Below are 26,565 nucleotides of genomic sequence, written 5' to 3' on the forward strand. Positions count from 1 at the left end.
TTTCCCATTAATCGAACAAATCGGAGGAAAGATACCGGTCTCCCCGATCACAAATGATAGATACAATGGTTCCTTTATCCAGGGTGGCCGCTAATTTTAACGCCGCCATTGTAGCGCCGCCACTGCTCATCCCTGCAAAAATACCTTCTTCTTTTGCCAGTTTTCTAGCCATTTCCCTAGCTTCTTCGGCACTAATCTCTATGACCTGATCAACTTTACTTGCATCGAATATTTTGGGGAGGTAGGCTTCGGGCCATTTTCGTATGCCCGGAATACTCGAACCATCGGTAGGCTGTACGCCGACAATCTGTATGTTTTCATTCTGTTCCTTTAAATACGTAGAGGTACCCATAATTGTTCCTGTGGTTCCCATCGATGACACAAAATGGGTGATTTCCCCTTCCGTATCATTCCATATTTCCGGTCCAGTCGTTTTATAATGGGCTTTCCAATTGTCCTCATTGGAGAATTGGTTCAACATAATATAGCCCTCATTCCTTACCTTGGCCTCCGCATAATCCCTAGCGCCTTCAATCCCTATATCTGAAGGGGTAAGTGTAACCTTGGCACCATAGGCACGCATGGTCTGCACCCGCTCCTTGGTAGAGTTCTCTGGCATGACCAATTCAATATTGAGTCCGTAAATACCCGCTATCAAAGCCAAGGCAATACCCGTATTACCACTTGTAGCCTCAATAAGCTTGGAATCCTTGGTGATGGTACCCTTTTCCAAACCAGCATTTATCATATTATAAGCTGCCCTATCCTTAACACTACCTCCAGGGTTGTGACCCTCCATTTTAAAAAGCAGTTTTACATTGGGATTTGTATTCAGGACCTGTGATGCAATAAGAGGGGTATTTCCAATGGTGTCGAGTATACTCTTAGACATTTGTTGCTGTTTTGATTTTGATTATCGGTGTGTTCAAGACCGTTGAATTTGGGGGTACCGAAGATGTTACCCAAGCATTACCTCCAATGACACTGTTGGCCCCTATAACTGTTTCGCCACCCAGTATGGTAGCATTGGCATAAATAGTGACGTTATCCTCAATGGTCGGGTGTCTTTTTGTTTTCTTTAAATCCTTGGCAACATACAAAGCCCCAAGGGTAACCCCTTGATAAACCTTTACATTGTTCATTATTATGGCCGATTCGCCTATGACAACCCCTGTAGCGTGATCAATAAAGAATGATTTTCCAATGTGGGCACCCGGATTGATATCAACACCTGTTTTACTATGGGCATATTCGGTCATCAACCTTGGGACCAACGGAAAACCCAATTGATATAACTCATGGGCCAATCTGTAAATAGCGATGGCATAAAACCCCGGATATGCCATATAAACCTCCTCTATCGACATGGAGGCAGGGTCGCAATCAACAATGGCCTCTGCATCCAGGTTCAGGCTTTCAAGCACATTGGGTAAGGATTCCAAATACCCTTGCCATATCTTACTACATGGGTTCTCGCATTCCCAACAAGCCAATTTGGCCAATTCCTCAAAATCGGTTTTCAAGATTTTTAAATTCCCTTCGACAGGGGTATCTATATCAAAAAGGGTATAAAACAGTTTATTGGTGAACAATTCAACCTTTTCCTTTAAGGCAAACCTTAGATTGGGTTGTTTTTTGTGCTGTTTTATTTTATCGATTACTGATTGCTGGTCCATTCGGTGTTGATTTCGAAATCTAAATTAATCATTATTTTAAAAGGAGTTTGTTCCATTTGGTTAACTTTAGCTTAAAATAACCTCAGATAAGTCGTATGCAAAACGCAGTAATTACTAAAGAAGTGTTTTTATTCTTAAAGGAGTTGGAACAAAACAACGCGAGGGAATGGTTTACCGAAAACAAAGACAGGTTTAAAGAATTGCAGTCCAGCGTAAAGGATGTTTTTGGTATTCTTATGGAAAAAATGAAACAGCATGATGATATTGAAAAGATGAAAATGTTCCGTATTTATAGGGATGTCCGTTTTTCAAAGAACAAAACGCCGTATAAAACACATTTGGCTGGTTCATACGCTAGGGCAGGGGCAAGATTACGAGGTGGATATTATGTACATATAGCTCCTGGGGAAAGTTTAATTGCCACAGGATTCTGGAACCCCGAGAAGGAGGACTTATTGCGTATTCGAAAAGAATTGGAATTGGATGCCGAGGAATTCAAGTCCATTATTTATGATCCAAAATTTAAAAAAATCTGGGGAAATCTAGTAGGTGAGGAGTTGAAAACGGCCCCAAAAGGATTCGATAAGGAACATCCGGATATAGCCCTGATCAGAAAGAAACAATTCATTTTTATCCGAAAATTCACGGATAAGGAAGTACTTTCAAAGGATTTTGTCAATACGGTGGATGAATCATTTAAGCGTATCCGTCCTTATTTTGACTTAATGAGTGATATTTTAACGACCAATCTCAACGGGGAATCTTTATTGGACTAAGGTCGGGATCTCGAAAACCTGCATTTGGCTTTTGATACGTTCGATGACCATATGCATCATGCGTTTGTTCAAGGCCGAGGAATTTTTTATGTAACCTTCATATTCTTCAACCGTAAATTGACCAATGATCATCCCTTTTAGGGAATTCCGGAATTTAATATCCTTATGGATGGAATTTTCGATATAGAGCAACTTATTCTCCAAACTTAGTTCATGGTACCTGTTTTTGTGTTTGATGATATAGTTTTGAAAAACAGCCAGTATAAGATCGTTCTGCAGTTTAATTATAGGACGCATGGTTCGGTTCTGGAATTGTTCATCAGTACTCATTGATGGATCCACTTTGGCCGATAAGATTTGTGGACGTATTCGCAAAAGATTATGGGACCTGTCACTCATGTTCCGAAGTTTTAATAAAGATACCTGTTTCAATAGCTCCTTCGCACTCCTATTGTTTTAGTTTTTAACGGGGTTATAAACAAAAAAAGGTCATTGGTTGTTTACCAATGACCTTTTTGATATGGTACGTTCTGCTAATTGTGCTCCAAGAATTCGTCAAACGTCATTAAAGCAAGGGGTTCCTTGGTTTTGAACTTTTTCTTCAATTTTATGAAATCCGATTTTGCCGTTTCAAATTTTTCAGCGATCATACTTAGGTTTTCCACCTCGGATGATGTTGGCTTATCATAGTTATCGGCTAATTTACTATAGAGATCGGCCATTTTTTCGCGCAATTGCGGTTCGGCGGAACCCACATAATTATCACCCGTGGTAATGACCAAAGTTTCTTTGAGGTCAATTAATTTACCGGCCATTTTGGAATTCTTATCGAGCTCTGATTTGGTTATCATTTCATCCAATTCATATACCAGATAGGCCAATTCCTGGGTCATGTCATACATTTTCATGGTGGTCTTGTTCTTAAATTCCCTTTCTTCGGCCGTTAATGGGGAATTCGTATCATAGATCAATTCAAAAGTATGTTCAAAGGTTTCCTTTCCTTTGGTCATAACCGCTTTGTATGTACCCGCAGGGACGGATGGGGACGTAAATCCACCGAAAGAAAATGTCTTTCCCTTGGCAATTTTGGGTTGTTTGATTTTTCCGTTCCAGTTTACAATATTGATTCCCTTCGATTTACCTGGACCCAACTCAATAACGGTATTACCTTCCATATCCTGGATCTCCATATTCATTTTGCCAAACGTATGCCTTTTCTTTAGGAAATACTTGATTTGGGCATCTTTGGTTTTGTTGCGCCCCACGAATTGTGTTTCTATTCCAAAATTACCCGAAAAACTACTTTCTTCGTTGATAACGGTAGGCTTGCTGGCAAAGAAATGTACGTTCTTGTTCAATACTTCTTCGTCGAGATCCCTAAGTGGGGAAATATCGTCAATAATGATGACGCCCCTACCGTGGGTACCCATAACCAAGTCATTGGTCTGCTTCTGCAATTCAATATAATGAACGGCTACCGATGGCATGTTATTGGTGAATTTTTTCCAATTTTTTCCACCATCTATGGTGATATACAGCCCAAATTCTGTCCCTAGGAACAATAAATCGGGATTTACATAATCTTCTTGGATATTGCGGACAATACCAACCACATCATCTGTGATGATACTCTTCCAGGATTTACCAAAGTCGGTCGTTTTATAGGTGTAAGGACGCATGTCATTTTGGGTATGCCCCTCAAAAACTGCATAGGCCGTTCCTTTATTGAAGACACTGGCTTCTATATGGTATGTCCATGTGTTTTTAGGAAGACCGGTAATATTCACAACGGTATTTGTCCATGATTTCCCTCCATCTTGGGTTACCTGAACATTGCCATCGTCTGTACCTACCCAAATCACATCCCCATCAAGAGGTGATTCCGCTATTGTAAAGATGGTGGTATGGTTTTCTGCCCCGGAATTATCCTTGGACAATCCTCCTGAATCCTCCTGTGCCTGCTTGGCAGGGTCATTCGTGGTTAAATCGGGTGAGATGATTTTCCATGTATCCCCCATATCTTCCGATTTGTGCAGGAATTGACTCCCCATGTAAAAGCGATCAGGTTGATGGGCACTGATAGCCATGGGGGCATTCCAGTTGAATCGCAGTTTGGCAATACCTTTGGAGGGTAGGGGCTGAATGGTTTTTGTAAGATTTCTATCCACATCAATACGCCAAACGTTCGCTGCACCCTGCATTTCGGAATAGATAATGTTTTTGGATGGATGTTTTAAGACCCGGAAGCCATCACCATATCCCACAGAATTCCAATCCCGGGCCTCTACGCCGCCAGGGGAGGAGGAGGGGCCATACCAAGAACCGTTATCCTGTAGGCCTCCATATACATTATATGGGGTTTCATTATCTACACTTATGTGGTAAAATTGTGATAGCGGAAGGTTTTCCACAATTTCCATATTGGTACCACCATCCCAAGAACGATAAACACCACCATCGGTACCGACATACATAATATCGGAATCCTTAATACTAAAAGCGATATCATGGATATCACTATGCATATTCCCAAGGTTCTTGAATGTTTTTCCTCCGTCCCTGGAAATAGAACCACTAAGGCCACCCTTAACAATCACATTTTCATCCCGGGGGTCAACGACAATCCTTGAAAAATAAAAAGGTCTAACCGTAATACCAAAATCATTGTTCAATTGTTTCCATGAATTTCCAGCATCATCACTGCGATATAAACCTTTACGTTCATCTTTTTCCGCCTCGATTACGGTATATAGTACTTTGGGGTTCGAAGGAGCCACGGCAATCCCCAATCTTCCTAATTTTCCGGAAGGAAAACCGTTGTGTATTTTGTTCCAAGTCGCACCACCATCAGTTGATTTGTATAAAGCACTAGTATCACCCCCGGACTCGAAACTCCAACCCGTACGTCTAAATTCCCACATCGAGGCATAGAGAACATTGGGGTCAATGGGGTCCATGATCAAATCGGCACAACCGGTTTTAGGATTTACGTATAACAATTTTTTCCAAGTTTCCCCGGCATCCAATGATTTATAGACACCCCTTTCTTCACTATCGCCCCAAAGTGCTCCCAAAACGGCAACATAAACTTCGTTCGGATTTTTGGGATTGACAATGATATTGGCGATACGTTCAGATTTGTCGAATCCAAGTTTTTTCCAATTGGCCCCTCCATCTATCGACTTATACAGTCCATCACCAAAGGAAACACTATTTCGGGTCCACGTTTCCCCTGTCCCTACATAAATGGTATTATCCGGGTCATTGGGGTCTAAGGCAACCGCCCCTATTGATTGGCAATAGTCATCGAAAATAGGGTTGAAGGTAGAACCCGCATCGTTGGATTTCCATACACCACCCCCTGCGGTCCCTGCATAAATTATCCTACTATTGGTCGGATGCACTTCCATATCGTTTATTCGTCCGCTCATAAGAGCCGGACCAATATGCCTAGCGGTCATATCACCGAACAAGGCTTTACCGTCGTTATTTATGTCTTGTGCATTTACTGAATACAGTCCGACCAGGCCCCAAAGGGCTACTAGGGATAACAATTGTTTCATTTAAGGATGGTTTTAGATAAAAAAAGCCCTTAAATAAAGGGCTTTTTAATGTTGTGTTTATTATTTATTATTTTTCCTCTACTGCCATCACCTCTGGAAATACGAAGGAGGACTCTTCCACTGTGGGATTCAAGACAATGGATTCTATGGTTAAGGGACTACCGGGCTGACCTTTTACCCCTTGGGTCATTGAAAAAGGAAAATACAGTCCATCGACTTCCTGATAATCGCTAAAGGTCACTTCTTGTACCATTCCTTTGGCCTGACCTGATTTTACTTCGGATTGCACGGCAATAGGTACAAAGTTCTCCGTATCAAAATAATAAAATGATACATCTTCTTCCTTTTTACCATCTACTGTTATAGGTTCCTTGGTCAATTTTATTTTATAGGTCTCCGTACCTTCTATGGTTTCATTGCCCAATAATTCCACGGTATACCCTTTTTCCTTATAATCTATAAACGAATCAGGGAAGTCATTGGAGTTCAATTTAAAATTGGCAGTAGCCTCTGCATCACTTTTTTCTGGCTTCATGGTCATAAAATTGTGGCTCCATAAAGTTTCCCCATCAAAAACACCCTGCTTTATCTCTTTTCCTTGGAAGTTGATAATGGTCATTTGTTTACCATCGCTAAATTGTAGGATTTCCAAAGGAATTTCCATTCCCTGTTGATTGACTTTTGCAACCATCTTGATACCCTCTACACTTTTAAGCTTTTCCAATCCACCGATATTTTCAAAATAATTATCAAGGATCTCATCGGCGGTTTGTGCGCTTAAGGGAGCAATACAAGTAATGGCGAATATTGCAATACATAGTTTTAGTGTTTTCATTGTTAGCGTTTTTAATTTATTGTTTGATTAGTATCAAATATAAAGGGAATGTTACATTATATTTATTCTTATCACATAAATTAACAAGAATTGTCCTAATAATCCACTAGTGTCAATTAACAAATACAGCTAATTAATGTGCGCGAAGTCTTCCTTTGCCTTTTGGGTAAAAATGTTACCCAGCCTACCTTATATAAAGGTGAAATTTAAATTATTGTTCTTTATTCAACGCAACCGCAACTTCCTGAACTTGATCGAGTACCCTTAGTAAATTACCACCCCATAGTTTTGCTATCGCTTCCTCGGAATACCCCCTTTTTACCAGTTCTGCGGTTACATTCATCGTCTCCGAGGCATCTGACCATCCTTCGATTCCACCGCCACCATCAAAATCGGAACTGATACCTACATGGTCAATCCCTATTAAATCTACCATATAATCGATATGATCCACAAAATCGACCACACTCACATCTTCCGGAACATCGATTTTGGTTTTGGCCATTTCCATTCCAATATCCATCACCCTCCTGTAATTGCCAAAAAACTCCTTTCTCTGGATTTCGGTCAAATCCTTTATTTGGGACCTTTCATACCAAGCTACCCCCAATGAATCTGCAACTTGCGCATATATATTCTTCATATAAGAGGTGCGTTTATCGTTCTTTTCCGTATTCAGGTAAGATCTAAAAGCAACGGTTTGTACCACACCTCCATTTTCTTTCATCATCAAGAGCTGCTCATCATCCAAATTACGACTGTGGTCGCAAAGGGCCCTAGCCGATGAGTGGGAAGCGATAATGGGTGCTTTGGACAATTGGATCATTTGGATCATCGATTCCTTTGACGGGTGTGAAACGTCGATCATAATGCCCAATCGGTTCATTTCCTTAACCGCTTTCCTACCTAATTCGCTTAAACCATTGTGAAGCCATACACCATCGGCCTCCCCAGTGTTCGAGTCGCAAAATTGGCTATGGCCATTATGGGATAAGGATATATATCTGGCCCCCATATTATAATAGTTTTCAAATTCAGAAAGATCTTCACCTATAGGGTATGCATTTTCAACACCGATCATGGCCACTTTCTTTCCAGAGGCCACAATACTGCGTACATCATCTGAAGTGTACGCCAACTCGATTTTATCCGGGGCAATTTCCTCGCATAACCTGTGAATGGCATCAAATTTGGCCATTGCGTTTGCCTTTGCCTTAGCATAACCTTCTGCGTTCAATGAATCTTGACCTGTATAAACAATAAGCCAGGACACATCCAAGCCACCTTCCTCCATCTTTGGTATATTAACTTGTGTATCAAGTCTTTGCGAGTAATTGATTGCTTTGGTGAAATCATTGACATTGATATCGTTATGGGTATCTATCGTAATGACTTTATCATGGATTTCCTTGATTGCATCTTCACTATCAACACCCGTTTTTTTTGGGTTATTCCCACAAGAGAGTAACATTAAAAGACTGCTTAGATAAACAAGTTGTTTCATAGGATGGGTTTTATACCTACAAATAAAGCAATTTGACAACATAATAGGCTACTTCGGGAACAATAAATTGGCTAGCTGACCAATAATGGACAATTTTAAAGTCTAGATAAGGGAATCACAATTCCTTGATCACCGATAAATCAATTAGAGACCTTTTTTTGTAGAATTATATGAACCCAAATCCGATGCTCCTTGAAAGCTACTAAAATACTATCACATTTATCCAATTTGGAATCGTTATTGAAGGATTTCTCCTATGAAGAACTAAGTGTCAATGAAGGTTCGGACTTAAAGAAGAAATTTGAGTCTTTCAAAACCAGTTTGGAGGATAAGTTGTACAATCCTTCCGAAAACCGGAATATGGGAGACTTCGAATCCAATGAGGAAAGGGTGCTGATGAAAAATAAAGTTTCAAAACCAAAAAACAGTATAAGTGCCTCGAAACTCATTGCGACGGTAAGTCATGATATGAGAACACCATTAAACGGTATTATCGGTTTCAGTGATTTGCTAAAGGAAGGGAAACTGTCTGAAAACCAACTGCAAAAGGTGGAAGCTATCCAAAATGCCTCTGATACACTCATGGGAATCGTGAACGAGCTGCTTGAATATTCCAAATTATCACAAGGTTTGGAGGCTATTGAACAAAGGGACTTTAATTTTCCAAATGTTATCCAAAATATAGAATATCTCTGTAATACGTTGATAACAAAGCCGAACGTATCCTTTAGCGTAGCCGTTGAACCTGGAATTCCAAAAATACTAAAAGGCGATCCGAGTAAACTGTCCCAAGTATTACTCAACCTACTAGGCAATTCGATAAAATTCGTTGAAAAGGGAGAGATAAAACTCGCCATAACCCAAAAAAGACTTAGAAATGACAAATTGGTCCTGGCCTTTAGCGTATCGGATACCGGTATTGGCATAGCCAAGGAGCAATTAGGTCACATTTTCGATTCCTTTACACAAGCAACCAACGACACCTTTTTAAAATATGGTGGAAGTGGTTTGGGATTGACCATCGTAAAACAGATCATAGAACTATTAGGTGGACAAATCGAAGTCTCGAGTAAACTTGGAAAGGGAACAACATTTGATTTTGAAATACCTTATGAAAAAGGAATTGAAAGTAATATTGATAAAAAATATACAGATACCGTTATGGTATCCAATGCCATAAAGCAGGTAAAAGGTATGCGTATTGTCGTTTTCGAAGACAATAAAATGAATCAACGATTGATCGAATTACGACTATTAAAATGGGGCTGCAAAGTATATATCACGGATAATGGACCGCAAGGACTTGAATACATTGCCGAAAACAAGGTGGATGTGATCTTGATGGATTTAAGGATGCCTGCTATGGATGGTTATGAAATCACCAAGAGAATAAGGGCCAATGCCAATAAAAACGTCAACCAAATCCCCGTAATAGCCGTCAGTGCCGATTTTACCCTAAGTGAAAGAAAAAATGGAGAGGCGATTGGGTTAAATGATTTTATACTTAAACCCTTTAATTCCCAAGAACTTTTACTGAAATTAATAACCCACGGTAATAAAGCCAAAGATTCCAAAACAACACTGGAATCAAAACCCAAGGATACAACCGCGCAAGTTAAACTGCCAAACGCCCGTCTAGATACCATGCTCGAAGAATGCATGGGTGATTACGGCTTTTTAAGTGAAATGGTTCGCATATTCAAACAGAATATACTTGAGTTCATAGGTGCTTATTGTGTACATATGAAAAACGCCGATTGGGAAAATCTATCCTGCGCAGTTCTTAAAATAAAGCCTGGGGTAACCTTGTTACATGCAAACTCGCTGATGATCATTCTTGAAAGATTACAAACCATCGTACAAACTCCCTCTGCCAAGAATATTAAGGAGATGCGGGAATTGCAACTATCCTTTATCAAGGAACATGAATTGGTCTTACAAACCATTGATTTGGAAATGGCGAAACTTGGAAAATAGGATATGAACATTCAAAAAATAAAAATTAAACAGAATAAGACCAAAGTTGAACTATCTATTACTGACATATAAAACCGATTTACTTTTCATAGTTCCCAAACTTCATGAAAACTTGTTATGGGACCTTTCCTTATTGATAGTGACCCTTACGGCACTATACTTTGTTACGATCCGATTCCTAAGCAAAATGAGCGTTTCAATACAAAGGAAGATTGAAAAAGAACATAAACTGGAATCACACGGACATTTCCCTTTTTCCATCGACAAACATAATTCTTCCGAAGTCATACCAAAATCACGTAAGCCCTATAACCACTGGGATGGACAGAATAATAAAAGCATCAATGCCCTGCATACCGAAACTGTCCATTTAAATATTGACTTTTTACCTAAAGTAGTCCACAAGGACGAAATTGGGAATTCAGCAGCGGAGGCTTCCATTTCTTCAAGTACCTTAGGAATCAATGAGGACGAATTGACATTTTTACCCTTGGTCATCGATGATGGGAGCACTATCACTGGGAATCCAGAATCCGGAACTGAAGTCAATGACCCCAAGAAGGCCCTCCATGATGGTTTGGAATGGTTCGAGATAGATGCAGATACGAATTTGGGCTCCTTATTAAAGTTTATTTCCTTGATTCCTGATGATCAGGGTGGATTAAACGAACCTGCCCAGGAACAGCATGAATCCCTTAATATTTCATCAAGACTTTCCAATCCTATCTTATTTGACGGAAAAACCTTTATAAGTAGGCGCTTACTAGAGGATATTGAAGCGTTTGGTGATTGTCGTGAAATACCTTTACTCAAAGAGCTACAATTAAAATCGAAGAACGAAGACATCATAAACAGAATAGAAGGGATTATGCTTGAATTCAAGATTCGGGAGGCCAAGACCTCACAAAGGAATATCCGAAACTATTTAGAGGAGGAATTCAATCCCTTTAGTGTTTTTGAGGATCTTTTCCGTAACTGTGACGTTGAGGCGAAACTTATTTTAATGGATATGATCCTTGATGTAGGTGATAAAAAAGAATTGAACTTTTTAAAGAAGCTTTGTAAAGACCCGAATGCTGAAATTCGCACAAAGGCTATTACGGTACTACAGGGTCTCGAAAATAAGATTTTCAAGGAAAGCCTATGTTTTGATCTTTCAGATACCTTCGATATTCTTTCACAGGAACGTACAACGAACCAACAGGAATTATTCAAAGCGTGGTTAGAACAGAATTCATCAATCCTAGATGTGATAAAAAGATCCATCCGATAACCTTCTTTTGGTTTCCTGTTACAGATCATTTGGACAATATTTTTGCCATCCTTTTTACTTTCAAATCCTCAAATTGAAAAAACAGGCCTTTTTTGATAGTCCACCAAATGATTAAATCCTCGATGAACTGCAACACCTTGTTTTTACTGGATTTGCTATTCCATTAAAAATGCTATTTTGACAACACATTTTTTTTGTTTCACCACAATTTATTGCGCCATGGCCCCGTTATCAATATGTTTACTGTATAAATAATAACCCAAATCGCTTGCTTATTGCAGCTATAACTTAACCTTAAACCACATGCTATACGATACCTACGGGGAGGAGTATTTAGCTTTCCTCCAAGATCTGAACGAAATTTTAAGTATCAATGAATTAGTAGAATTGGATTATATGTAATCCTTTTCGTTAACCCCATAACCCCCTAAAACCTTACGCATTATGGCAAATAGAAACGCAGATAACGCAGCTTACATGAATTTTATTGAGAATTTGAATGAAATCTTGGTAGACATCAATGTTAGTAAATTAAGCTTTTCCTAAAGAGCTGATTAACCATAAAAAAAGCCCTGACGATAACGTCAGGGCTTTTTTTATTGCCGTTTATTATTCTCTTCGCCTATCCCAAATACGTTTTTAATAATTTACTTCTGGAATTGTGACGTAACTTTCTTATGGCCTTTTCCCTAATTTGACGAACACGCTCCCGTGTAAGATCAAAAGTCTGCCCAATTTCGGCCAAGGTCATCGATTGTTGATCCCCAATACCATAATAGAGCTTAACCACATCAGCCTCTCGAGGGGATAAGGTTTCAAGGGCCCTATTGATCTCGGTATTCAATGACTGTTGTAATAAGAGCTTATCGGGTCTTGGTGATTCCCCAGAACGGAGTACATCATAAAGGTTCGAATCCTCACCCTCACGAAGTGGAGCATCCATGGATACATGTCTTCCTGAATTCTTAAGGGACTGTTTTACCTCAGAAACCGTCATTTCAAGTTCTTTGGCAATTTCCTCAGGGGATGGTGGACGTTCATGGGCCTGTTCCAAATAAGAAAATGTCTTTTTGATCTTATTAATAGAACCGATCTTGTTCAAAGGAAGTCTTACCACCCGTGATTGTTCTGCCAAGGCCTGCAGAATTGATTGACGGATCCACCAGACTGCGTAGGAGATAAATTTGAACCCACGGGTCTCATCGAAACGTTTAGCGGCCTTAACAAGCCCCAAATTACCCTCATTGATCAAATCGGGTAATTTTAATCCTTGGTTTTGGTATTGTTTTGCCACAGAAACGACAAAACGTAAATTGGCTATGGTCAATTTTTCAAGGGCAATTTGATCACCGGCCCGAATACGCTGTGCTAATTCTACTTCTTCTTGGGCATTTATCAATTCGATTTTACTGATATCCTGCAAGTATTTATCCAGTGATTTTGATTCTCTATTGGTTACCTGCTTGATAATCTTAAGTTGCCTCATATATATAGTTCGAGTTTAAAATTCAACATTCTACAAGTCTTCATAATACATTAATATTCTGTCTTTTCCAAAAGATTCCATGAATGTTATACAGAATTTATGACAAGTTTCGGAATTAAAGCACAACTGGACAGGTATTTTACTATTGCTTGGTGTATTTTTGAAATTCAAGACGAGAAGATGAGTAAAAGGGCCCTAAAGAAATATGTGACGGAACTTAAAAAACGGGAGTTGGAAGAGCAACTTCTGGATCTCTATACCCGGTTTCCCGTGGTGAAAGAGTATTACGACTTTATCTTTAATCCGAAAGAGGATAAAATGGTGCAGGAAGCCAAAGCAAAAATTTCCAATGAATATTTCCCTTTAAAAAGAAAAAGACCCAAAGCACGGCGTTCTGTGGCCCAGAAATACATCAAGCATTTTATGAAGTTGGGGGTAGAGCCCCATTTAATCGCCGAAGTAATGTTGTTTAACCTCGAAATCGCACAAACTTTTTCCTTGGAGCGCAATGTGCCCGAGTCCTTTTTCAAGAGTATGTTGAATTCGTTCACCGAAATGGTCCAGTTCATATCCTTAAATGGGCTATTGCCCAATTATAAGGAACGCATAGTCAAAGTATATAATTTCACACAAGATAACCATTGGAGTTTCCAAGAAGGATTTTCCAGGGCTTTGGATATCCTGGACTGATCTGTAGCGCATTATTACCGGATAGAAAAACAAAATCCACCTCCTACTTAGGCTTACTTATCCAGAATCAGTTGGCCAGTAAAGTTTTGCGAACTTACATTTTACGTATATCACTGTTTATCCACACGTTACAGGGTACCGTTCCATATTTTTCAAGGATTTATGCCCTTAAATTTCGTACAGGTTTATATTTCTCCTAATTTTGCAAAATTGGGCTTTGCCGTAACACCCAATAAAAAAGAAATGTAGAAAATCACAAATCGACCTGTTTGGAAGTACAAAAAAACACCAAAGAAAAAACACTTTACGATTATCAGTTAGAGGACCTCAATACCATATTCAATTATTTGGAAGAGTCCCCCGACAATGTTAATCTACTATATCAATTACCAACGGGTGGGGGAAAAACAGTGGTTTTCTCGGAAATCGCAAAACGATATATATCCAAAACCCAAAAGAAGGTCGTTGTCTTAACGCACCGTATAGAATTAAGTCAACAAACCTCCCGAATGCTCCATGGTTTTGGGGTCAAGAACAAAATCATCAATAGCGAGGTCAAAGAATTGAATGACCAAGATAATTTCATGTGCTTTGTAGCCATGGTAGAGACCCTAAACAACCGATTACAGGATGAAAAAATAGAAATCAATAATATTGGGTTGGTGATTATCGATGAGGCCCACTACAATTCTTTTCGAAAATTGTTCAAATATTTTGAACATGCGGTTATTCTTGGAGTAACGGCCACCCCTCTAAGTTCGAATATCAAACTTCCTATGAAGGACAACTATCAGAAGTTGATTGTTGGGGAGTCTATAGAATCCTTGATCAATAGGAGATTCTTGGCCAAGGCCAATATGTACAATTACGACGTGAGCCTTCAGGGGTTGAAACTGGGAATCAATGGGGATTATACCGTAAAATCCTCTGATGAACTCTATGGGAACCAAAGTATGTTGGGCAAGCTTCTTAATGCCTATAATGAGATTTCAAAAGGGAAGAAGACCCTTATTTTCAACAATGGTATCAACACCTCGATCTATGTGTATGAGACCTTTAAAAAAGCCGGACTCCCCATTCGACACCTAGACAATAAGAATACGGCTTCCGAACGACGCGAAATATTACAATGGTTTTCCGAAACACCGGATGCCATCCTTAGCTCGGTAAGTATCCTAACAACGGGATTTGATGAGCCTACTGTTGAAACCATTATGCTTAACAGGGCCACACGTTCACTGACCTTATATTTTCAAATGATCGGTCGTGGATCCAGGGTTTTACCGAACAAAGAGGAATTTACGGTAGTCGACCTGGGGAACAATATTGCCCGGTTTGGACTGTGGAACGCCCCTATAGATTGGCAAGAAATCTTCCATTTCCCTGATTTCTATCTTGAAAACATCAAGAATGATGAGGAAATTGAACGGGAATTCGTTTATGAGATGCCCTCTGAACTCCGCAAGCAATTTTCGAATTCGGAAAATATCGAATTTGATATCAAGGCCGAATACAAAAAAGTATTTGCACAAGGCTTAAAATCCAAGATCGTTTTAGAAAATAGTATTGAGCAACATGCCCAAATTTGTGTCGAGAATGCCGAGGATGTTTTTGATGCCCGTATATTGGCCAAGTCATTGAAAGAGGAAATCGCCTATCGGGTACGCCAATATTCCTACTGTATTATGAATAATACCAAAAATTACAAAGAGTGGCTGGAAGAGGATTACGAACGTAAATTGCGCTCTAAGATTTCAAAGATGTTCGCTGAAAGGATGTGATTTTAAGGATATATTCGTATCGTTCGTTGGAAATATGTGCTTTTGAACACGCCATGCATATGGTACACTTCCAACCGACAATTTTTGAGAATAATGGGACAACAACAGCTTCTTATCATTGGTTATACCTGGCCTGAACCCTCAACGACGGCTGCCGGCAACAGAATGTTGCAATTGATCCGGTTTTTCCTTGAGCAAAATTATAAAATCACGTTTGCCAGTACTGCCAGTCGTACGGAACATTCCCTAAACTTGAATACACTAGGTATAGCAACCCAGAACATTCTTCTGAATGATTCAGGTTTCAATGTTTTTGTCAAAAACCTAGATCCCTCAATTGTGCTTTTCGACCGATTTTTGACCGAGGAACAGTTTGGTTGGCGCGTAGCCGAAACAGTGCCCAATGCCCTGCGTATATTGGACACAGAGGATTTACATTCATTACGGGCTGTACGGGAACAATGTTTTAAGTCGAACAAGGAATTCAATGCAACGCTATGGCTACAGAGCGATATGACCAAAAGGGAAGTGGCCTCGATCTACAGATGTGATCTTTCCCTGATTATATCCTCCTTTGAAATGGATTTGTTAACGGCCGTCATCAAGATGGATAAAAGCCTATTGCTTCATCTGCCCTTTCAATTGGAGACGATTGAAAAAGAAAATGCTTCGGACAGATTACCATTTAAGGCTCGAGAGGGTTTTATCTACATGGGCAATGGCAAGCACGCACCCAATATGGATGCCGTTATATGGCTCAAATCAGATATATGGCCATTGATCCGTAAAGCCCTACCAAAGGCCGAGTTACATATCCATGGTGCGTATCTCCCAGCGCATATCAAACAAATGCACAAACCTGAAACCGGTTTTATGGTCAAAGGATGGGCCAAGGAGGTACAGGAAGTAATGGGCAAGAGTCGAGTAAATTTGGCCCCATTGCGTTTTGGAGCGGGAATCAAAGGTAAATTGATCGATGCCATGCGCTATGGTACCCCTAGCGTAACGACAACAATAGGAGCGGAGGGCATGAATGACGATTTACCATGGAATGGACATATTGTGAATAGTGCCGAGGAAATCGCCAAGTCCGCCATTGCATTGTACAACAATGAATCGGAATGGCTACAGGCCCAGCAAAATGGATTTGGGATTATCGACACCTACTACAATAAGAAAATCCTCGATAAAACCTTAGCGGACATCCTAGATGCACTTCATTCCCATTTGAAAGAGCATAGAACAAACAATTTTATAGGGGCCATGGTACGCCATCAATCCATGGCAGGTACCAAATATCTTTCCAAATGGATCGAGGAAAAGAATAAATAACAACTATCTACCCTTAAGATCATCGTTTAACGACCCCTTATTTCGGTAAGCTGTTTTTAGGGTGCTTCCCGTTTATCGAGGGAATTTTGCACTTTATCCCTAATCTTGTCAAAGAACGATAAATAGGGACGTTCAGCGAATTGCAACCCTTCAAAATACACTTGTCACTGTTATCATTATATAACAAAACAAGTCATGAAAGCAATCGTAACCATCATCTTTATCATCTTCATCGGAATAACTGCCCAAGCACAGAACAATAATCAAGAGGTACACGTTGAAACCATCGAAATGGGTATCACCATCACCACGGCTGCTGAAACCAAGAACGAAGTGAAGTCCGATACAAATACGGAAGTTGCCAGATTGTACAAGTTCAAAAATTCCAAAATCAAAAAAGCCCTTTCTTTTACCACCAAAAGAAACAAAGCTAAAATGGCATAAGTAACCATTACCGTATTGCTCTCTTTATTGACCCGCTTTTGTTATACCAACCTGGACGAACTCCATATAATACTTCAAATAAATCGAGGAAAAGAATAAATTAGGCATGACTGAAGCCTTGTTTCATCGTTTAACGACCCCTTCTTTCGGTAAGCTGTTTTTAGGGTGCTTCCCGTTTATCGAGGGAATTTTGCACTTTATCCCTAATCTTGTCAAAGAACGATAAATAGGGACGTTCAGCGAATTGCAACCCTTCAAGATACACTTGTCACTGTTATCATTATATAACAAAACAAGTCATGAAAGCAATCGTAACCATCATCTTTATCATCTTCATCGGAATAACTGCCCAAGCACAGAACAATAACCAAGAGGTACACGTTGAAACCATCGAAATGGGTATCACCATCTCCACGGCCGCTGAAACCAAGAACGAAGTGAAGTCCGATACAAATACGGAAGTTGCCAGATTGTACAAGTTCAAAAATTCCAAAATCAAAAAAGCCCTTTCTTTTACCACCAAAAGAAACAAAGCTAAAATGGCATAAGTAACCCTCACCGTATTGCTCTCTTTATTGACCCGCTTTTGTTATATCAACCAAAAAAACAATACATACTTATCCAAAACAATCAAGGATTGAGATTGCAAGGGTAGGAGCCTATGGAAACAAAAAGCAGCTGGGTGGGGCCCAGCTGCTTTTTTAATAAGATATAAGATACTTTTAGAACTGTGCTACCTCAGTACTATCTTTCATGGCCACAGTACTCGCTGCCCCTGCGGTAACGGTATTCTGTACGGCATCAAAATAGGTGGTACCTACAAATCCTTGATGTTTCACCGCCTTGAATCCACTTTGCTGCAATTTGAACTCGCGTTCCTGCAATTCGGAATAGCCTGCCATACCTCGTTCTTTGTACGCCTTGGACAATTCGAACATACTGGTATTCAAGGCATGGAATCCTGCAAGGGTGATAAACTGGAACTTATAACCCATTATGGCCAATTCCTCCCTAAAGGTTTCCATTTCTGTAACACTTAGCTTTGCGGCCCAATTAAAAGAGGGAGAACAGTTGTAGGCCAACATCTTACCCGGATATTTCGCATGGATCGCTTCGGCAAATTCACGGGCATAGTCCAAATCAGGATTTGATGTTTCCATCCATATCAAATCGGCATACGGAGCATAGCTCAATCCCCTGGCAATACCTTGCTTAATACCATTGTTGACCCCAAAAAACCCTTCATTCGTGCGTTCTCCGTTGATGAATTTATGATCACGGGCATCAATGTCACTGGTCAACAAATTGGCTGCATCGGCATCGGTTCGGGCAATGATCAAGGTAGGAACCCCCATGACATCGGTAGCCAAACGGGCTGCGACCAACTTATTTATCGCCTCTTGTGTCGGTACCAATACTTTACCTCCCAAATGGCCGCATTTTTTAGCAGAGCTCAATTGGTCTTCAAAATGCACGCCTGATGCACCCGCCTCGATCATCGCCTTCATCAGTTCAAAGGCATTTAAGTTACCTCCGAATCCTGCTTCGGCGTCTGCAACGATAGGCACCAAATAATCCAACGTTGTACCATCACCATTCACACATTGAATTTGATCTCTGCGCAACAGGGCATTATTGATTCGCTTTACTACTGAAGGTACGCTATTGGCAGGGTAGAGGGACTGGTCAGGGTACATTTCCCCAGCAAGGTTGGCATCGGCTGCTACCTGCCATCCACTTAAGTAAATCGCTTCCAATCCTGCTTCAACTTCCTGTACAGCCTGATTGCCGGTCAAAGCGCCCAAGCCGGCCACAAAATCCTGTGCATTCAATTTTTGCCATAATTTTTCGGCTCCCAAGCGGGCGATACTATGTTCTAGCTTGTACGAACCTTGTAATTTTACAACTTCTTCTGCCGTATAAGGCCTTTCAATACCTTTCCAACGCGGATTAGTGGTCCAATCTGCAATTAATGCTTGAATTCTGTCTTGTTTTTCCATAATTTTACGAAACGTTATTAGTAATTAATAATTGAGAATCCCGTCGAGTGTTACCGCATTCGCGGGATTTTTTTTAGTTATATATAGTTGTAGGCAGATAGCGTTAGAAATTCCTCAAACTCTTCTGCCGTAATCAGTTTCCTAAAAAGGTCTATGGCCAATTCAAATTTGGTATTGACCATATTTTGTTCCCCGACTTCCTTTATGATCTTTTCAACTTCATCATCAAAGATCCTATTGCATAATTCCAAGTTGAACGTTCTACCATCGTCTAGCTTCACTTCGTTCTTCAACCATTGCCATACTTGGGTCCGGGAAATTTCAGCCGTTGCGGCATCCTCCATAAGATTGTAGAGTGCAACTGCACCATAACCACGGAGCCAAGCCTCGGTATATAGTATTCCTACGTTGATGTTTTTACGCACACCGCTTTCAGTCACTGTTCCCAAAGGTATTTCGACTAAATCCTCAGCTGTGATTTTTACATCATCCCTTGAAACATGCATCTGATTGGGTGTCGGCATGTATTTGTTGAACTCTTCCATGGCCACCGCTACCAAATCAGGATGTGCCACCCATGTACCGTCATGGCCGTTTTTGGCTTCCCGTTCCTTATCCACCCGAACCTTTTCCAATGCGATCCGGTTCGCATTTTCATTGTTCTTGATAGGTATTTGTGCCGCCATACCCCCAATAGCCAGGATACCCCTTTTGTGACAGCGCTGGATCACCAACTTTGAATACGCATCCATAAAGGGTGAGGTCATGGTTACCTGATCCCTATTCGGGACCACAAAATTGGGATGGTTCCTGAATTTTTTGATATAGGAGAAAATATAATCCCATCGTCCGCAATTGAGTCCCACAATATGGTCCTTCAGCTCATAAATGATCTCATCCAACTGAAAGCTTGCCGTAATGGTCTCTATGAGCACGGTTGCCTTAAACGTTCCTACAGGTACCTCTACATAGTTTTCGGCAAATTCAAAAACCCTATTCCACCAGCGAGCTTCTAGGTAATGTTCCAATTTTGGTAGGTAAAAGTACGGAGCCGTTCCTTTTTTCATCAGCGTTTGGGTGTTATGGAAGACATAAAGTCCAAAATCGACCACACTACCGGATAGTTCTTCCCCATTGATGGTCAGATGTCTTTCATTAAGATGAAGTCCCCTAGGCCGAACCATTAGCACCGCAGTTTCTTCATTCAACCGATACGATTTGTTTTTTACGGTATCGACCAAGGATATGGTCCCTTTATTGGCATCGATAAGATTCCTTTGGCCTTCAATGGTATTTTGCCACGTAGGGGAGTTGCTATCCTCTAAATCGGCCATGAAGGCCTTTGCCCCTGAATTCAAGGCATTGATGATCATTTTACGATCTACGGGTCCAGTGATTTCCACACGACGATCCTGAAGATCATGTGGAATGGGTGCGGCAGTCCATATGCCTGCTCGTACAGCCCCGGTTTCATGGGGGAAATCCGGAAACTTCCCCTGATCAAATTCCTTTTGTTGTTCCTTCCTGGATTTCAACAACTCCAATCGTTCGGCATTAAAATACTCATGCAATGCGGAAAGAAAGGTAAGTGCCTCCTTGGTAAGGATTTCCGGATAATGGTTTTGTACTTCCTTGGCGAAGTTGACCGGCGGTAATTTTAATAGTGTGTTTTCCATGACATTGATTTTACGAGAACAATGTTATAAAAAACATTTTATAAAAACAAGCGAACGTTCGCTAATTATATTTATTCGCTATTTATTGATATTCGCAAAATTGGTTATATTTGTATGTATGGAAGAAGATTATATTAAACTTATTTTTGGGCTGAAGCTAAAGCAGATAAGGACTGACAGGAATTTATCGCTATTTGGACTATCAAAACTTTCCGGCCTGTCCAAATCCTATTTGAATGAAATTGAAAAGGGAAAAAAATATCCCAAACCGGATAAAATTTCCATCCTTGCCGAAAAATTGGACGTACCTTATGACCAAATGGTATCCCTGAAACTGGATAAGAATCTAGCCCCGATTGGCGAAATTCTCCAGTCGAAGGTCTTAAAAGAGATTCCATTGGACCTCTTAGGAATCAAAGAAAGTACGTTAATCGATATCGTATCCAATGCCCCGGCGAAAATGAATGCCTTTATCAGTACCATAATCAAGATCGCACAGAACTATGATTTTGGAAAGGAAAGCTTCTTTCTAGCCTCTTTACGCTCCTTCCAAGAGGCCAACCACAACTATTTCGATGCATTGGAGCAAGAGGTCCTTAAATTTGCAAAGGCGTATCAAATCGACCTAAGCCAGAATGTAACCTCACAGGAATTGGAGGAAATCCTCGTGGAGGAATATGGGTATACCATTAACAATAAAGATTTGGAAAAGCATAAGGAATTGGATGCCCTGCGTTCGATTTTTGTTCCCAAGACCAAAACCCTTTTATTGGCGAATCATATAGATGAGGCACAACGTACGTTTATTTATGCCAAGGAAATTGCCTTTAATTTCCTGGGGTATCAGGAAAGGCTCTATACATTTTCTTGGATCAAATTCGAGAATTTTGACCAGGTCCTCAATAATTTCTACGCTTCCTATTTTGCGGGAGCCATGATTTTACCCCGAGAGCCATTCACGAAACAACTAAAACAGTTGTTCAATAAGAAAACCTTTGATCCCGGACTGTTCGTTAAAATGATCGACTCTTTCAATGCCTCACCGGAATCGTTGTACCAACGTATGACAAACATACTACCGAAGGACTTTAATGTACAGAACCTTTTCTTTTTGCGATTTGTACATAAAAAAGGGGATGAGAAGTATTATCTCACCAAGGAGTTACACTTATCGCACCAGCATTCACCCCATGCGAATGAAAACAATGAACATTATTGTCGGCGATGGGTTTCCTTACGGGTGCTACAACAGATCATAAAGAAGAAGGAGAAGCATGTCTTTGATGTGCAAATATCCCATTATCCCAATAACCAGCCTTCTTATTTGGTGTTTTCCTCGGCCACGAAAGACCCGTTTAAGGAAAACCAATACCGAAGTATCAGTATAGGCATATTGATCAATCCACAGCTAAAACGTAAGATGGCATTCCTGGACGACCCCAAAATTGCGAACTACCATGTAGGGGTAACATGCGAGCGTTGCCCTATCACCGATTGTAAGGAACGCATCGTACCTCCCAAAATTTTGGAAAAGGAGTTGTTGAACCAAAAAATCGAAGCCACGGTTGAACACTTAATGGATAATCTATCATAAAGTGCTCTTTTTACAACAGAATAGAACGAAGCAATAACGGCTATAGGGGTTTGGTCTCGGTTTCTGCCATCCCCTACAAATCTTCATTTGAAAAAACGGGATAGCCCCCTAACCTATATATATATTTTACGGTATCGGTAATTATGGCTCCTTTGGGGATTCTATTCCCATTTTCACGGACGTGATGCGCACTATTCTCCCGTTTAAATACCACTTTTTTCGGTAAGCTGTTTTTGGGGTGCTTCCCGTTTACCGAGGGAATTCCACACTTCACCCCAATTCTTGTCAAATAACGATAAATAGGGGCGTTCAGCGAATTGCAACCCTTCAAAATGCACTTGTTACTGTTATCATTATATAACAAAACAAGTCATGAAAGCAATAGCAACCATCATCTTTATCATCTTCTTCGGAATAACTGCACAAGCCCAAAACAACACTCAAGAAGTACAGGTTGAAACTATTGAAATGACTATCGTTACTACTACGGAAACCAAAAACGAGGTTAAGACTGAAACTACTACTGAAGTAGCTCGATTATACAAATTCAAAAACTCCAAGGTTAAGAAAGCACTTTCTTTTACTACCAAAAGAAACAAAGCTAAAATGGCTTAAGAAGATTGAAGCAAACATTGAATACAAAAATTGTCCTACGATTATTTCAATGAATTGATTTATAGCTACGAATACAGAAACTAATGCCACAACCCTTACCACAAAGTATTTGGTGGAATGGAGTGGGAGGTAAGCCTAAAAATCCTTAGTTGCTAAATATTACATAAACCTTATTCTACCTTTAGGGTGGTAAAGGAGTCCGGCTTTAAATCAACGGAAATATAGGTGCCATCCAGTTTTAGACTCAACTGTCGATTTTCCTTTAATTCGTTTTGCATCACAAGGATAATACTATCATCCGGATTCTTAAAAGCCAGCATATTGTCAAAACTACCGGTTGTTCGTAAGAGTTTAGCCCCTTTTTGTACATAATGGCTCACGTGCTTAAGTAAATAATACTCATGATTGTATTGAAACGTATTATCAGTGGTATCTACACTAACCAATGAATTCTGTTGCCATCCCCAAGTACTTATTCCTCCCGCATCCAAAGACGTATTCCAATACATATAGGCATTGGCCCCATTGGATAAATAATGTTTCATAAGTCCCCAAGAATATACGCATTTAGACCAATCATTTTTTCCATTTCCACACTCTTGTTCGGTTTGGTACAGGGTTAGATCCGGGTAACGCTTATGTATCCCCGGAATGGATTCCTTACCTGCCCATTGAAAACCAACACCCGATACAAATTTCTTGGCATCAACATCGGTCAATACAGTATCTACAAGAGCTTCATTCCCACGCTCCATGGTGCCGAACATTACATCTACATTTAATTCTTTCATCGCAGGCCCTAAATATTGACCTACGAACGTAGTTAACCCCTTCGCTGTCCATGTACAACTGGGGAAAACCTGTGCCGAATTGAATTCGTTTTGGGGCATTACCATAAAAATATCGATGCCCTCTTTGCGATAGGCTTCAATAAATTTGGCAAAATAAAGCGCATAAGCCTTATAATAGTCGGACTCTTGAATAAACATATCGGTACCTTCCTTTCCCTCTCTATCCAAGGGTAGGCCATTACCGATCAAGGTAATATCCTTTCCATTTTTATCGGAAATTTTTATAGAATCCCCCATTAAACTCTTTGCCGCATAATGTTTGTTGTATTTCATCCATTGGGGCGGAGACCAGGGGGAGGCCCATATTTTCAGTTTCGGATTATATTTTTGCGCATTTTGGATAAAAGGCATCAATGTTTTTTTATCATTGGCAATACTAAAATCCTTCATTTCAAAATCGCCTTCCGTTTCATCGTAAGAATACCATTTTTCCGCAAAGTCATTGGCCGCGACGGGCATTCTACAAATCGTGAAATTTGCCCCAACCCCTGGTTGGAACAATTCTTGTAGAATTCCGTCCCTATCTTCCTGACTCAGCCGTTGCAGCGACATCCAACCCAATTCATTGAAACATGTCCCAAATCCGTCTATGGTCTGTAAGGTATCCGCACGTACTATTTGGACATCCAAATTTTCTTTGGAAGAAGTTGTTTTCGCCAGCCCACCGACAACCCAAGGTTCTAATTCCGTAGAAGTTACGACCTCTATTTTTGGTTGGGAACAGGCAGCCATCAGTAAAAGGAGAATAGGGAATAAATATTTCATTTTTATATTTTAAATCATACAACTATCCTAACAAAGTTCGTGAATCCCCATCATTATCAATGCTTTTAAATGAGCAAAAAACTACTGATTTTAACATTATTGGGTCAACACCCAAGTTCTGTGATATACAGAGAAGGGTAGGTGGCAAGGTGTGTGGCCCCTCCAACGGCATATTTAAAATATTGGGTAGTTTTACCTTAATTGATAAGGTTTTCGCGGATTTTACGAAAGAATTTAATCATAGCTTAATTAAATTGCTTGATCAAGTGATAGGAGAATTCAACAAGCTCCTTGTAATTGGCCTTGCTTATTTTTTCGTCAATACCATGAAAACGGGTTCTATTATTAGGATTTAACCGAATGGGATAAAAACGGTATACATCATCTGAAATATCATAAAAATACCGTGAATCGGTGCCACCACCTAAAAGACCTGGTACTACCACACTGTTAGGGAACATACTTCGTATGGTTTTTTCTAAAATTTTGTACGCATCGGAATCAATGCTGGAAACAGGTGACGGGTTTGTTAAAAAGCCTACAGGTTCTATTTTTATTCTGTCTGAAATGGTATTCTTTATATGCTCTTGCACGGATGCTATCGTTTCTCCCGGTAAAATCCTAAAATTGACAGTGGCTTCCGCAACGGTTGGGATGACATTATTTTTTATCCCACCGTCTATAATTGTGGGAGCAGTAGTGGTATGAGCATTTAAAGCTTCAAGAACCGGTTTTTTTAAAAGCCAAGGATTTGCAAAGGCAACCTTTTGGAAAAATGATAGTTCCGGACCCATATACTCAAATTGGTAATCAATTGGTTTTACCAATTTATAGGGTCTTTGGTTGTTTTCCAGGTCTACGATAGCTTGTGCCAGGATTCCTATAGTGTTTTCTTTTGGCGGTGCGGAACTGTGACCTCCAGAGGTTTCAACAATCAGCTTAAATGAAGCAAAACCTTTTTCGGCCAGATTTACCACGGCAACAGTATTGATACCTGGAACAAGATCTTCAGCCAAGAAACCTCCTTCATCCAAGGTCATGGCTGCGTGCACTCCTTTCGCTTTTAGGTATTCAGCTATTTTTGCGGCACCATTAGGGCCTCCGACTTCCTCATCATGACCAAAGGCGAAGTATATGGTACGTTCCGGTTGAAACGATTCTCCCAATAGCCCTTCCGCAGCCTCTAACAAGGCAATGAGCGTTCCTTTATCATCCATCGTGCCACGGCCAATAATTTCCGTTTCCGTGATTTTCCCTTCAAAAGGTCCTGCTTCCCAGTCTCCCAATGTTGGTTCATCTACAGGTACCACATCCTGGTGGGACATTAAAATGATCGGTTTTTTAGAAGGGTCACTCCCAGGCCAAGTGTACAATAAACTATAGGTGCTTATTTTTTTAAGGGTCATTTTTTGGTGAACTAACGGAAATGTCCCCTCTAGAAAACGATGGAAACCCAAAAAAGCAGTAGAATCCGGTACGGCATCTTCACTATAGGATATCGTTTTATATTGAAGGCCTTTACTTAAGTTTTGATAAATATCTTGGGCTATCGCAGCCTCTTCCAATGGTTCTGGAGCTACCTGTTTTGAGCTCATACGTATGGTGTTGAACAATAGCACAACAATTAATAGGAGTAAAGCACTGAATAAGTATTTTAGGATTTTTTTCATTTTGGTTAGGGTTATGTTCAACGTTTTTATCAAAGTCCCGGAGTTCATTTAAAACTT

At 40.2% G+C, this 26,565-nt stretch carries 21 protein-coding genes; 10 read left to right on the forward strand and 11 right to left on the reverse strand.

The window, feature by feature from the left end; genetic code table 11:
- Window positions 1-7 precede the first annotated feature (7 nt).
- Together cysM and epsC are read right to left on the reverse strand one after the other, a co-directional pair.
- Entirely contained in the window at window positions 8-892 is an 885-nt protein-coding gene (cysM, locus tag HPE56_RS00570) for a cysteine synthase CysM (RefSeq protein ID WP_188241832.1), read from the reverse strand.
- Window positions 885-1,676, reverse strand: a complete 792-nt coding sequence (gene epsC, locus HPE56_RS00575) for a serine O-acetyltransferase EpsC (protein WP_188241833.1) — start codon at window positions 1,674-1,676, stop codon at window positions 885-887. Before epsC ends, cysM begins: the two co-directional genes overlap by 8 nt.
- Window positions 1,677-1,771: 95 nt before the next feature.
- On the opposite strand from epsC, the gene HPE56_RS00580 reads away from it, so the two are divergent.
- Entirely contained in the window at window positions 1,772-2,452 is a 681-nt protein-coding gene (locus HPE56_RS00580; protein WP_188241834.1) for a DUF2461 domain-containing protein, read from the forward strand.
- Here the strand turns inward: HPE56_RS00580 and HPE56_RS00585 are convergent.
- From HPE56_RS00585 to HPE56_RS00600, 4 genes are all read right to left on the reverse strand, one after another.
- Window positions 2,441-2,851, reverse strand: a complete 411-nt coding sequence (locus tag HPE56_RS00585) for a glyoxalase (protein WP_188241835.1) — start codon at window positions 2,849-2,851, stop codon at window positions 2,441-2,443. The two genes, HPE56_RS00580 and HPE56_RS00585, sit on opposite strands and share 12 nt — an antisense overlap.
- A 134-nt stretch (window positions 2,852-2,985) precedes the next feature.
- A complete protein-coding gene (locus HPE56_RS00590; RefSeq protein WP_188241836.1) occupies window positions 2,986-6,015 on the reverse strand; it encodes a WD40/YVTN/BNR-like repeat-containing protein in 3,030 nt (1,009 codons plus the stop codon).
- 67 nt (window positions 6,016-6,082) lie between these two features.
- Complete coding sequence (locus tag HPE56_RS00595) at window positions 6,083-6,850, reverse strand: outer membrane lipoprotein-sorting protein (RefSeq protein ID WP_188241837.1); 768 nt, start codon at window positions 6,848-6,850, stop codon at window positions 6,083-6,085.
- A 211-nt stretch (window positions 6,851-7,061) separates the two neighbouring features.
- Window positions 7,062-8,354 carry a dipeptidase gene (locus HPE56_RS00600; RefSeq protein WP_188241838.1) on the reverse strand — a complete coding sequence of 431 codons (1,293 nt, stop codon included), beginning with the start codon at window positions 8,352-8,354 and terminating at the stop codon, window positions 7,062-7,064.
- Window positions 8,355-8,546: 192 nt separating this feature from the next.
- Between HPE56_RS00600 and HPE56_RS00605 the strand changes: the two genes are divergently transcribed.
- Together HPE56_RS00605 and HPE56_RS00610 are read left to right on the forward strand one after the other, a co-directional pair.
- Window positions 8,547-10,331 (forward strand): ATP-binding protein, encoded by a 1,785-nt coding sequence (locus HPE56_RS00605; protein ID WP_188241839.1) that lies wholly within the window; start codon window positions 8,547-8,549, stop codon window positions 10,329-10,331.
- Window positions 10,332-10,518: 187 nt separating this feature from the next.
- Entirely contained in the window at window positions 10,519-11,604 is a 1,086-nt protein-coding gene (locus HPE56_RS00610) for a hypothetical protein (RefSeq protein WP_188241840.1), read from the forward strand.
- A 622-nt stretch (window positions 11,605-12,226) separates the two neighbouring features.
- On the opposite strand, the gene HPE56_RS00615 is transcribed toward HPE56_RS00610, so the two are convergent.
- Entirely contained in the window at window positions 12,227-13,090 is an 864-nt protein-coding gene (locus HPE56_RS00615) for a sigma-70 family RNA polymerase sigma factor (protein WP_109653916.1), read from the reverse strand.
- 180 nt (window positions 13,091-13,270) lie between these two features.
- Between HPE56_RS00615 and HPE56_RS00620 the strand changes: the two genes are divergently transcribed.
- From HPE56_RS00620 to HPE56_RS00640, 5 genes are all read left to right on the forward strand, one after another.
- A complete protein-coding gene (locus tag HPE56_RS00620) occupies window positions 13,271-13,780 on the forward strand; it encodes a DUF6155 family protein (RefSeq protein ID WP_188242483.1) in 510 nt (169 codons plus the stop codon).
- A 269-nt stretch (window positions 13,781-14,049) separates the two neighbouring features.
- Entirely contained in the window at window positions 14,050-15,561 is a 1,512-nt protein-coding gene (locus tag HPE56_RS00625; protein ID WP_188241841.1) for a DEAD/DEAH box helicase, read from the forward strand.
- Between the two features lie 93 nt (window positions 15,562-15,654).
- Window positions 15,655-16,893 carry a glycosyltransferase gene (locus HPE56_RS00630; RefSeq protein WP_188241842.1) on the forward strand — a complete coding sequence of 413 codons (1,239 nt, stop codon included), beginning with the start codon at window positions 15,655-15,657 and terminating at the stop codon, window positions 16,891-16,893.
- Between the two features lie 195 nt (window positions 16,894-17,088).
- Window positions 17,089-17,337 carry a hypothetical protein gene (locus HPE56_RS00635; protein WP_188241843.1) on the forward strand — a complete coding sequence of 83 codons (249 nt, stop codon included), beginning with the start codon at window positions 17,089-17,091 and terminating at the stop codon, window positions 17,335-17,337.
- 299 nt (window positions 17,338-17,636) lie between these two features.
- Window positions 17,637-17,885 (forward strand): hypothetical protein, encoded by a 249-nt coding sequence (locus tag HPE56_RS00640; RefSeq protein WP_188241844.1) that lies wholly within the window; start codon window positions 17,637-17,639, stop codon window positions 17,883-17,885.
- A gap of 174 nt (window positions 17,886-18,059) precedes the next feature.
- Here HPE56_RS00640 and aceA read toward each other — a convergent pair whose 3' ends face one another.
- Together aceA and aceB are read right to left on the reverse strand one after the other, a co-directional pair.
- Complete coding sequence (gene aceA / locus HPE56_RS00645) at window positions 18,060-19,337, reverse strand: isocitrate lyase (RefSeq protein WP_223170127.1); 1,278 nt, start codon at window positions 19,335-19,337, stop codon at window positions 18,060-18,062.
- A gap of 77 nt (window positions 19,338-19,414) precedes the next feature.
- A complete protein-coding gene (gene aceB, locus HPE56_RS00650; RefSeq protein ID WP_188241845.1) occupies window positions 19,415-21,013 on the reverse strand; it encodes a malate synthase A in 1,599 nt (532 codons plus the stop codon).
- Between the two features lie 118 nt (window positions 21,014-21,131).
- On the opposite strand from aceB, the gene HPE56_RS00655 reads away from it, so the two are divergent.
- Together HPE56_RS00655 and HPE56_RS00660 are read left to right on the forward strand one after the other, a co-directional pair.
- Window positions 21,132-22,607 carry a helix-turn-helix domain-containing protein gene (locus tag HPE56_RS00655; protein WP_188241846.1) on the forward strand — a complete coding sequence of 492 codons (1,476 nt, stop codon included), beginning with the start codon at window positions 21,132-21,134 and terminating at the stop codon, window positions 22,605-22,607.
- A gap of 372 nt (window positions 22,608-22,979) precedes the next feature.
- A complete protein-coding gene (locus HPE56_RS00660) occupies window positions 22,980-23,222 on the forward strand; it encodes a hypothetical protein (protein ID WP_188241847.1) in 243 nt (80 codons plus the stop codon).
- A gap of 170 nt (window positions 23,223-23,392) precedes the next feature.
- Here the strand turns inward: HPE56_RS00660 and HPE56_RS00665 are convergent, their stop codons facing one another.
- Both HPE56_RS00665 and HPE56_RS00670 read right to left on the reverse strand, forming a co-directional pair.
- Window positions 23,393-24,838, reverse strand: coding sequence for a glycoside hydrolase family 30 protein (locus HPE56_RS00665; RefSeq protein ID WP_188241848.1), 1,446 nt, complete (start codon window positions 24,836-24,838; stop codon window positions 23,393-23,395).
- Window positions 24,839-25,083: 245 nt separating this feature from the next.
- Complete coding sequence (locus tag HPE56_RS00670) at window positions 25,084-26,508, reverse strand: M20 family peptidase (RefSeq protein ID WP_188241849.1); 1,425 nt, start codon at window positions 26,506-26,508, stop codon at window positions 25,084-25,086.
- Window positions 26,509-26,565: the final 57 nt, after the last annotated feature.

Source organism: Maribacter aquimaris, assembly GCF_014596745.1.
Lineage (GTDB): Bacteria > Bacteroidota > Bacteroidia > Flavobacteriales > Flavobacteriaceae > Maribacter_A > Maribacter_A aquimaris.

What these genes read in the sequence shown, in the direction of transcription:
- HPE56_RS00660 (WP_188241847.1), top strand. Translation starts at nt 22,980, where the DNA reads ATGAAAGCAATAGCAACCATCATCTTTATCATCTTCTTCGGAATAACT.
- HPE56_RS00615 (WP_109653916.1), bottom strand. Translation starts at nt 13,090, where the DNA reads ATGAGGCAACTTAAGATTATCAAGCAGGTAACCAATAGAGAATCAAAA.
- aceA (WP_223170127.1), bottom strand. Translation starts at nt 19,337, where the DNA reads ATGGAAAAACAAGACAGAATTCAAGCATTAATTGCAGATTGGACCACT.
- HPE56_RS00595 (WP_188241837.1), bottom strand. Translation starts at nt 6,850, where the DNA reads ATGAAAACACTAAAACTATGTATTGCAATATTCGCCATTACTTGTATT.
- epsC (WP_188241833.1), bottom strand. Translation starts at nt 1,676, where the DNA reads ATGGACCAGCAATCAGTAATCGATAAAATAAAACAGCACAAAAAACAA.
- HPE56_RS00620 (WP_188242483.1), top strand. Translation starts at nt 13,271, where the DNA reads ATGAGTAAAAGGGCCCTAAAGAAATATGTGACGGAACTTAAAAAACGG.
- HPE56_RS00635 (WP_188241843.1), top strand. Translation starts at nt 17,089, where the DNA reads ATGAAAGCAATCGTAACCATCATCTTTATCATCTTCATCGGAATAACT.
- cysM (WP_188241832.1), bottom strand. Translation starts at nt 892, where the DNA reads ATGTCTAAGAGTATACTCGACACCATTGGAAATACCCCTCTTATTGCA.
- HPE56_RS00630 (WP_188241842.1), top strand. Translation starts at nt 15,655, where the DNA reads ATGGGACAACAACAGCTTCTTATCATTGGTTATACCTGGCCTGAACCC.
- HPE56_RS00665 (WP_188241848.1), bottom strand. Translation starts at nt 24,838, where the DNA reads ATGAAATATTTATTCCCTATTCTCCTTTTACTGATGGCTGCCTGTTCC.
- aceB (WP_188241845.1), bottom strand. Translation starts at nt 21,013, where the DNA reads ATGGAAAACACACTATTAAAATTACCGCCGGTCAACTTCGCCAAGGAA.
- HPE56_RS00610 (WP_188241840.1), top strand. Translation starts at nt 10,519, where the DNA reads ATGAGCGTTTCAATACAAAGGAAGATTGAAAAAGAACATAAACTGGAA.
- HPE56_RS00600 (WP_188241838.1), bottom strand. Translation starts at nt 8,354, where the DNA reads ATGAAACAACTTGTTTATCTAAGCAGTCTTTTAATGTTACTCTCTTGT.
- HPE56_RS00585 (WP_188241835.1), bottom strand. Translation starts at nt 2,851, where the DNA reads ATGAGTGACAGGTCCCATAATCTTTTGCGAATACGTCCACAAATCTTA.
- HPE56_RS00655 (WP_188241846.1), top strand. Translation starts at nt 21,132, where the DNA reads ATGGAAGAAGATTATATTAAACTTATTTTTGGGCTGAAGCTAAAGCAG.
- HPE56_RS00580 (WP_188241834.1), top strand. Translation starts at nt 1,772, where the DNA reads ATGCAAAACGCAGTAATTACTAAAGAAGTGTTTTTATTCTTAAAGGAG.
- HPE56_RS00590 (WP_188241836.1), bottom strand. Translation starts at nt 6,015, where the DNA reads ATGAAACAATTGTTATCCCTAGTAGCCCTTTGGGGCCTGGTCGGACTG.
- HPE56_RS00640 (WP_188241844.1), top strand. Translation starts at nt 17,637, where the DNA reads ATGAAAGCAATCGTAACCATCATCTTTATCATCTTCATCGGAATAACT.
- HPE56_RS00670 (WP_188241849.1), bottom strand. Translation starts at nt 26,508, where the DNA reads ATGAAAAAAATCCTAAAATACTTATTCAGTGCTTTACTCCTATTAATT.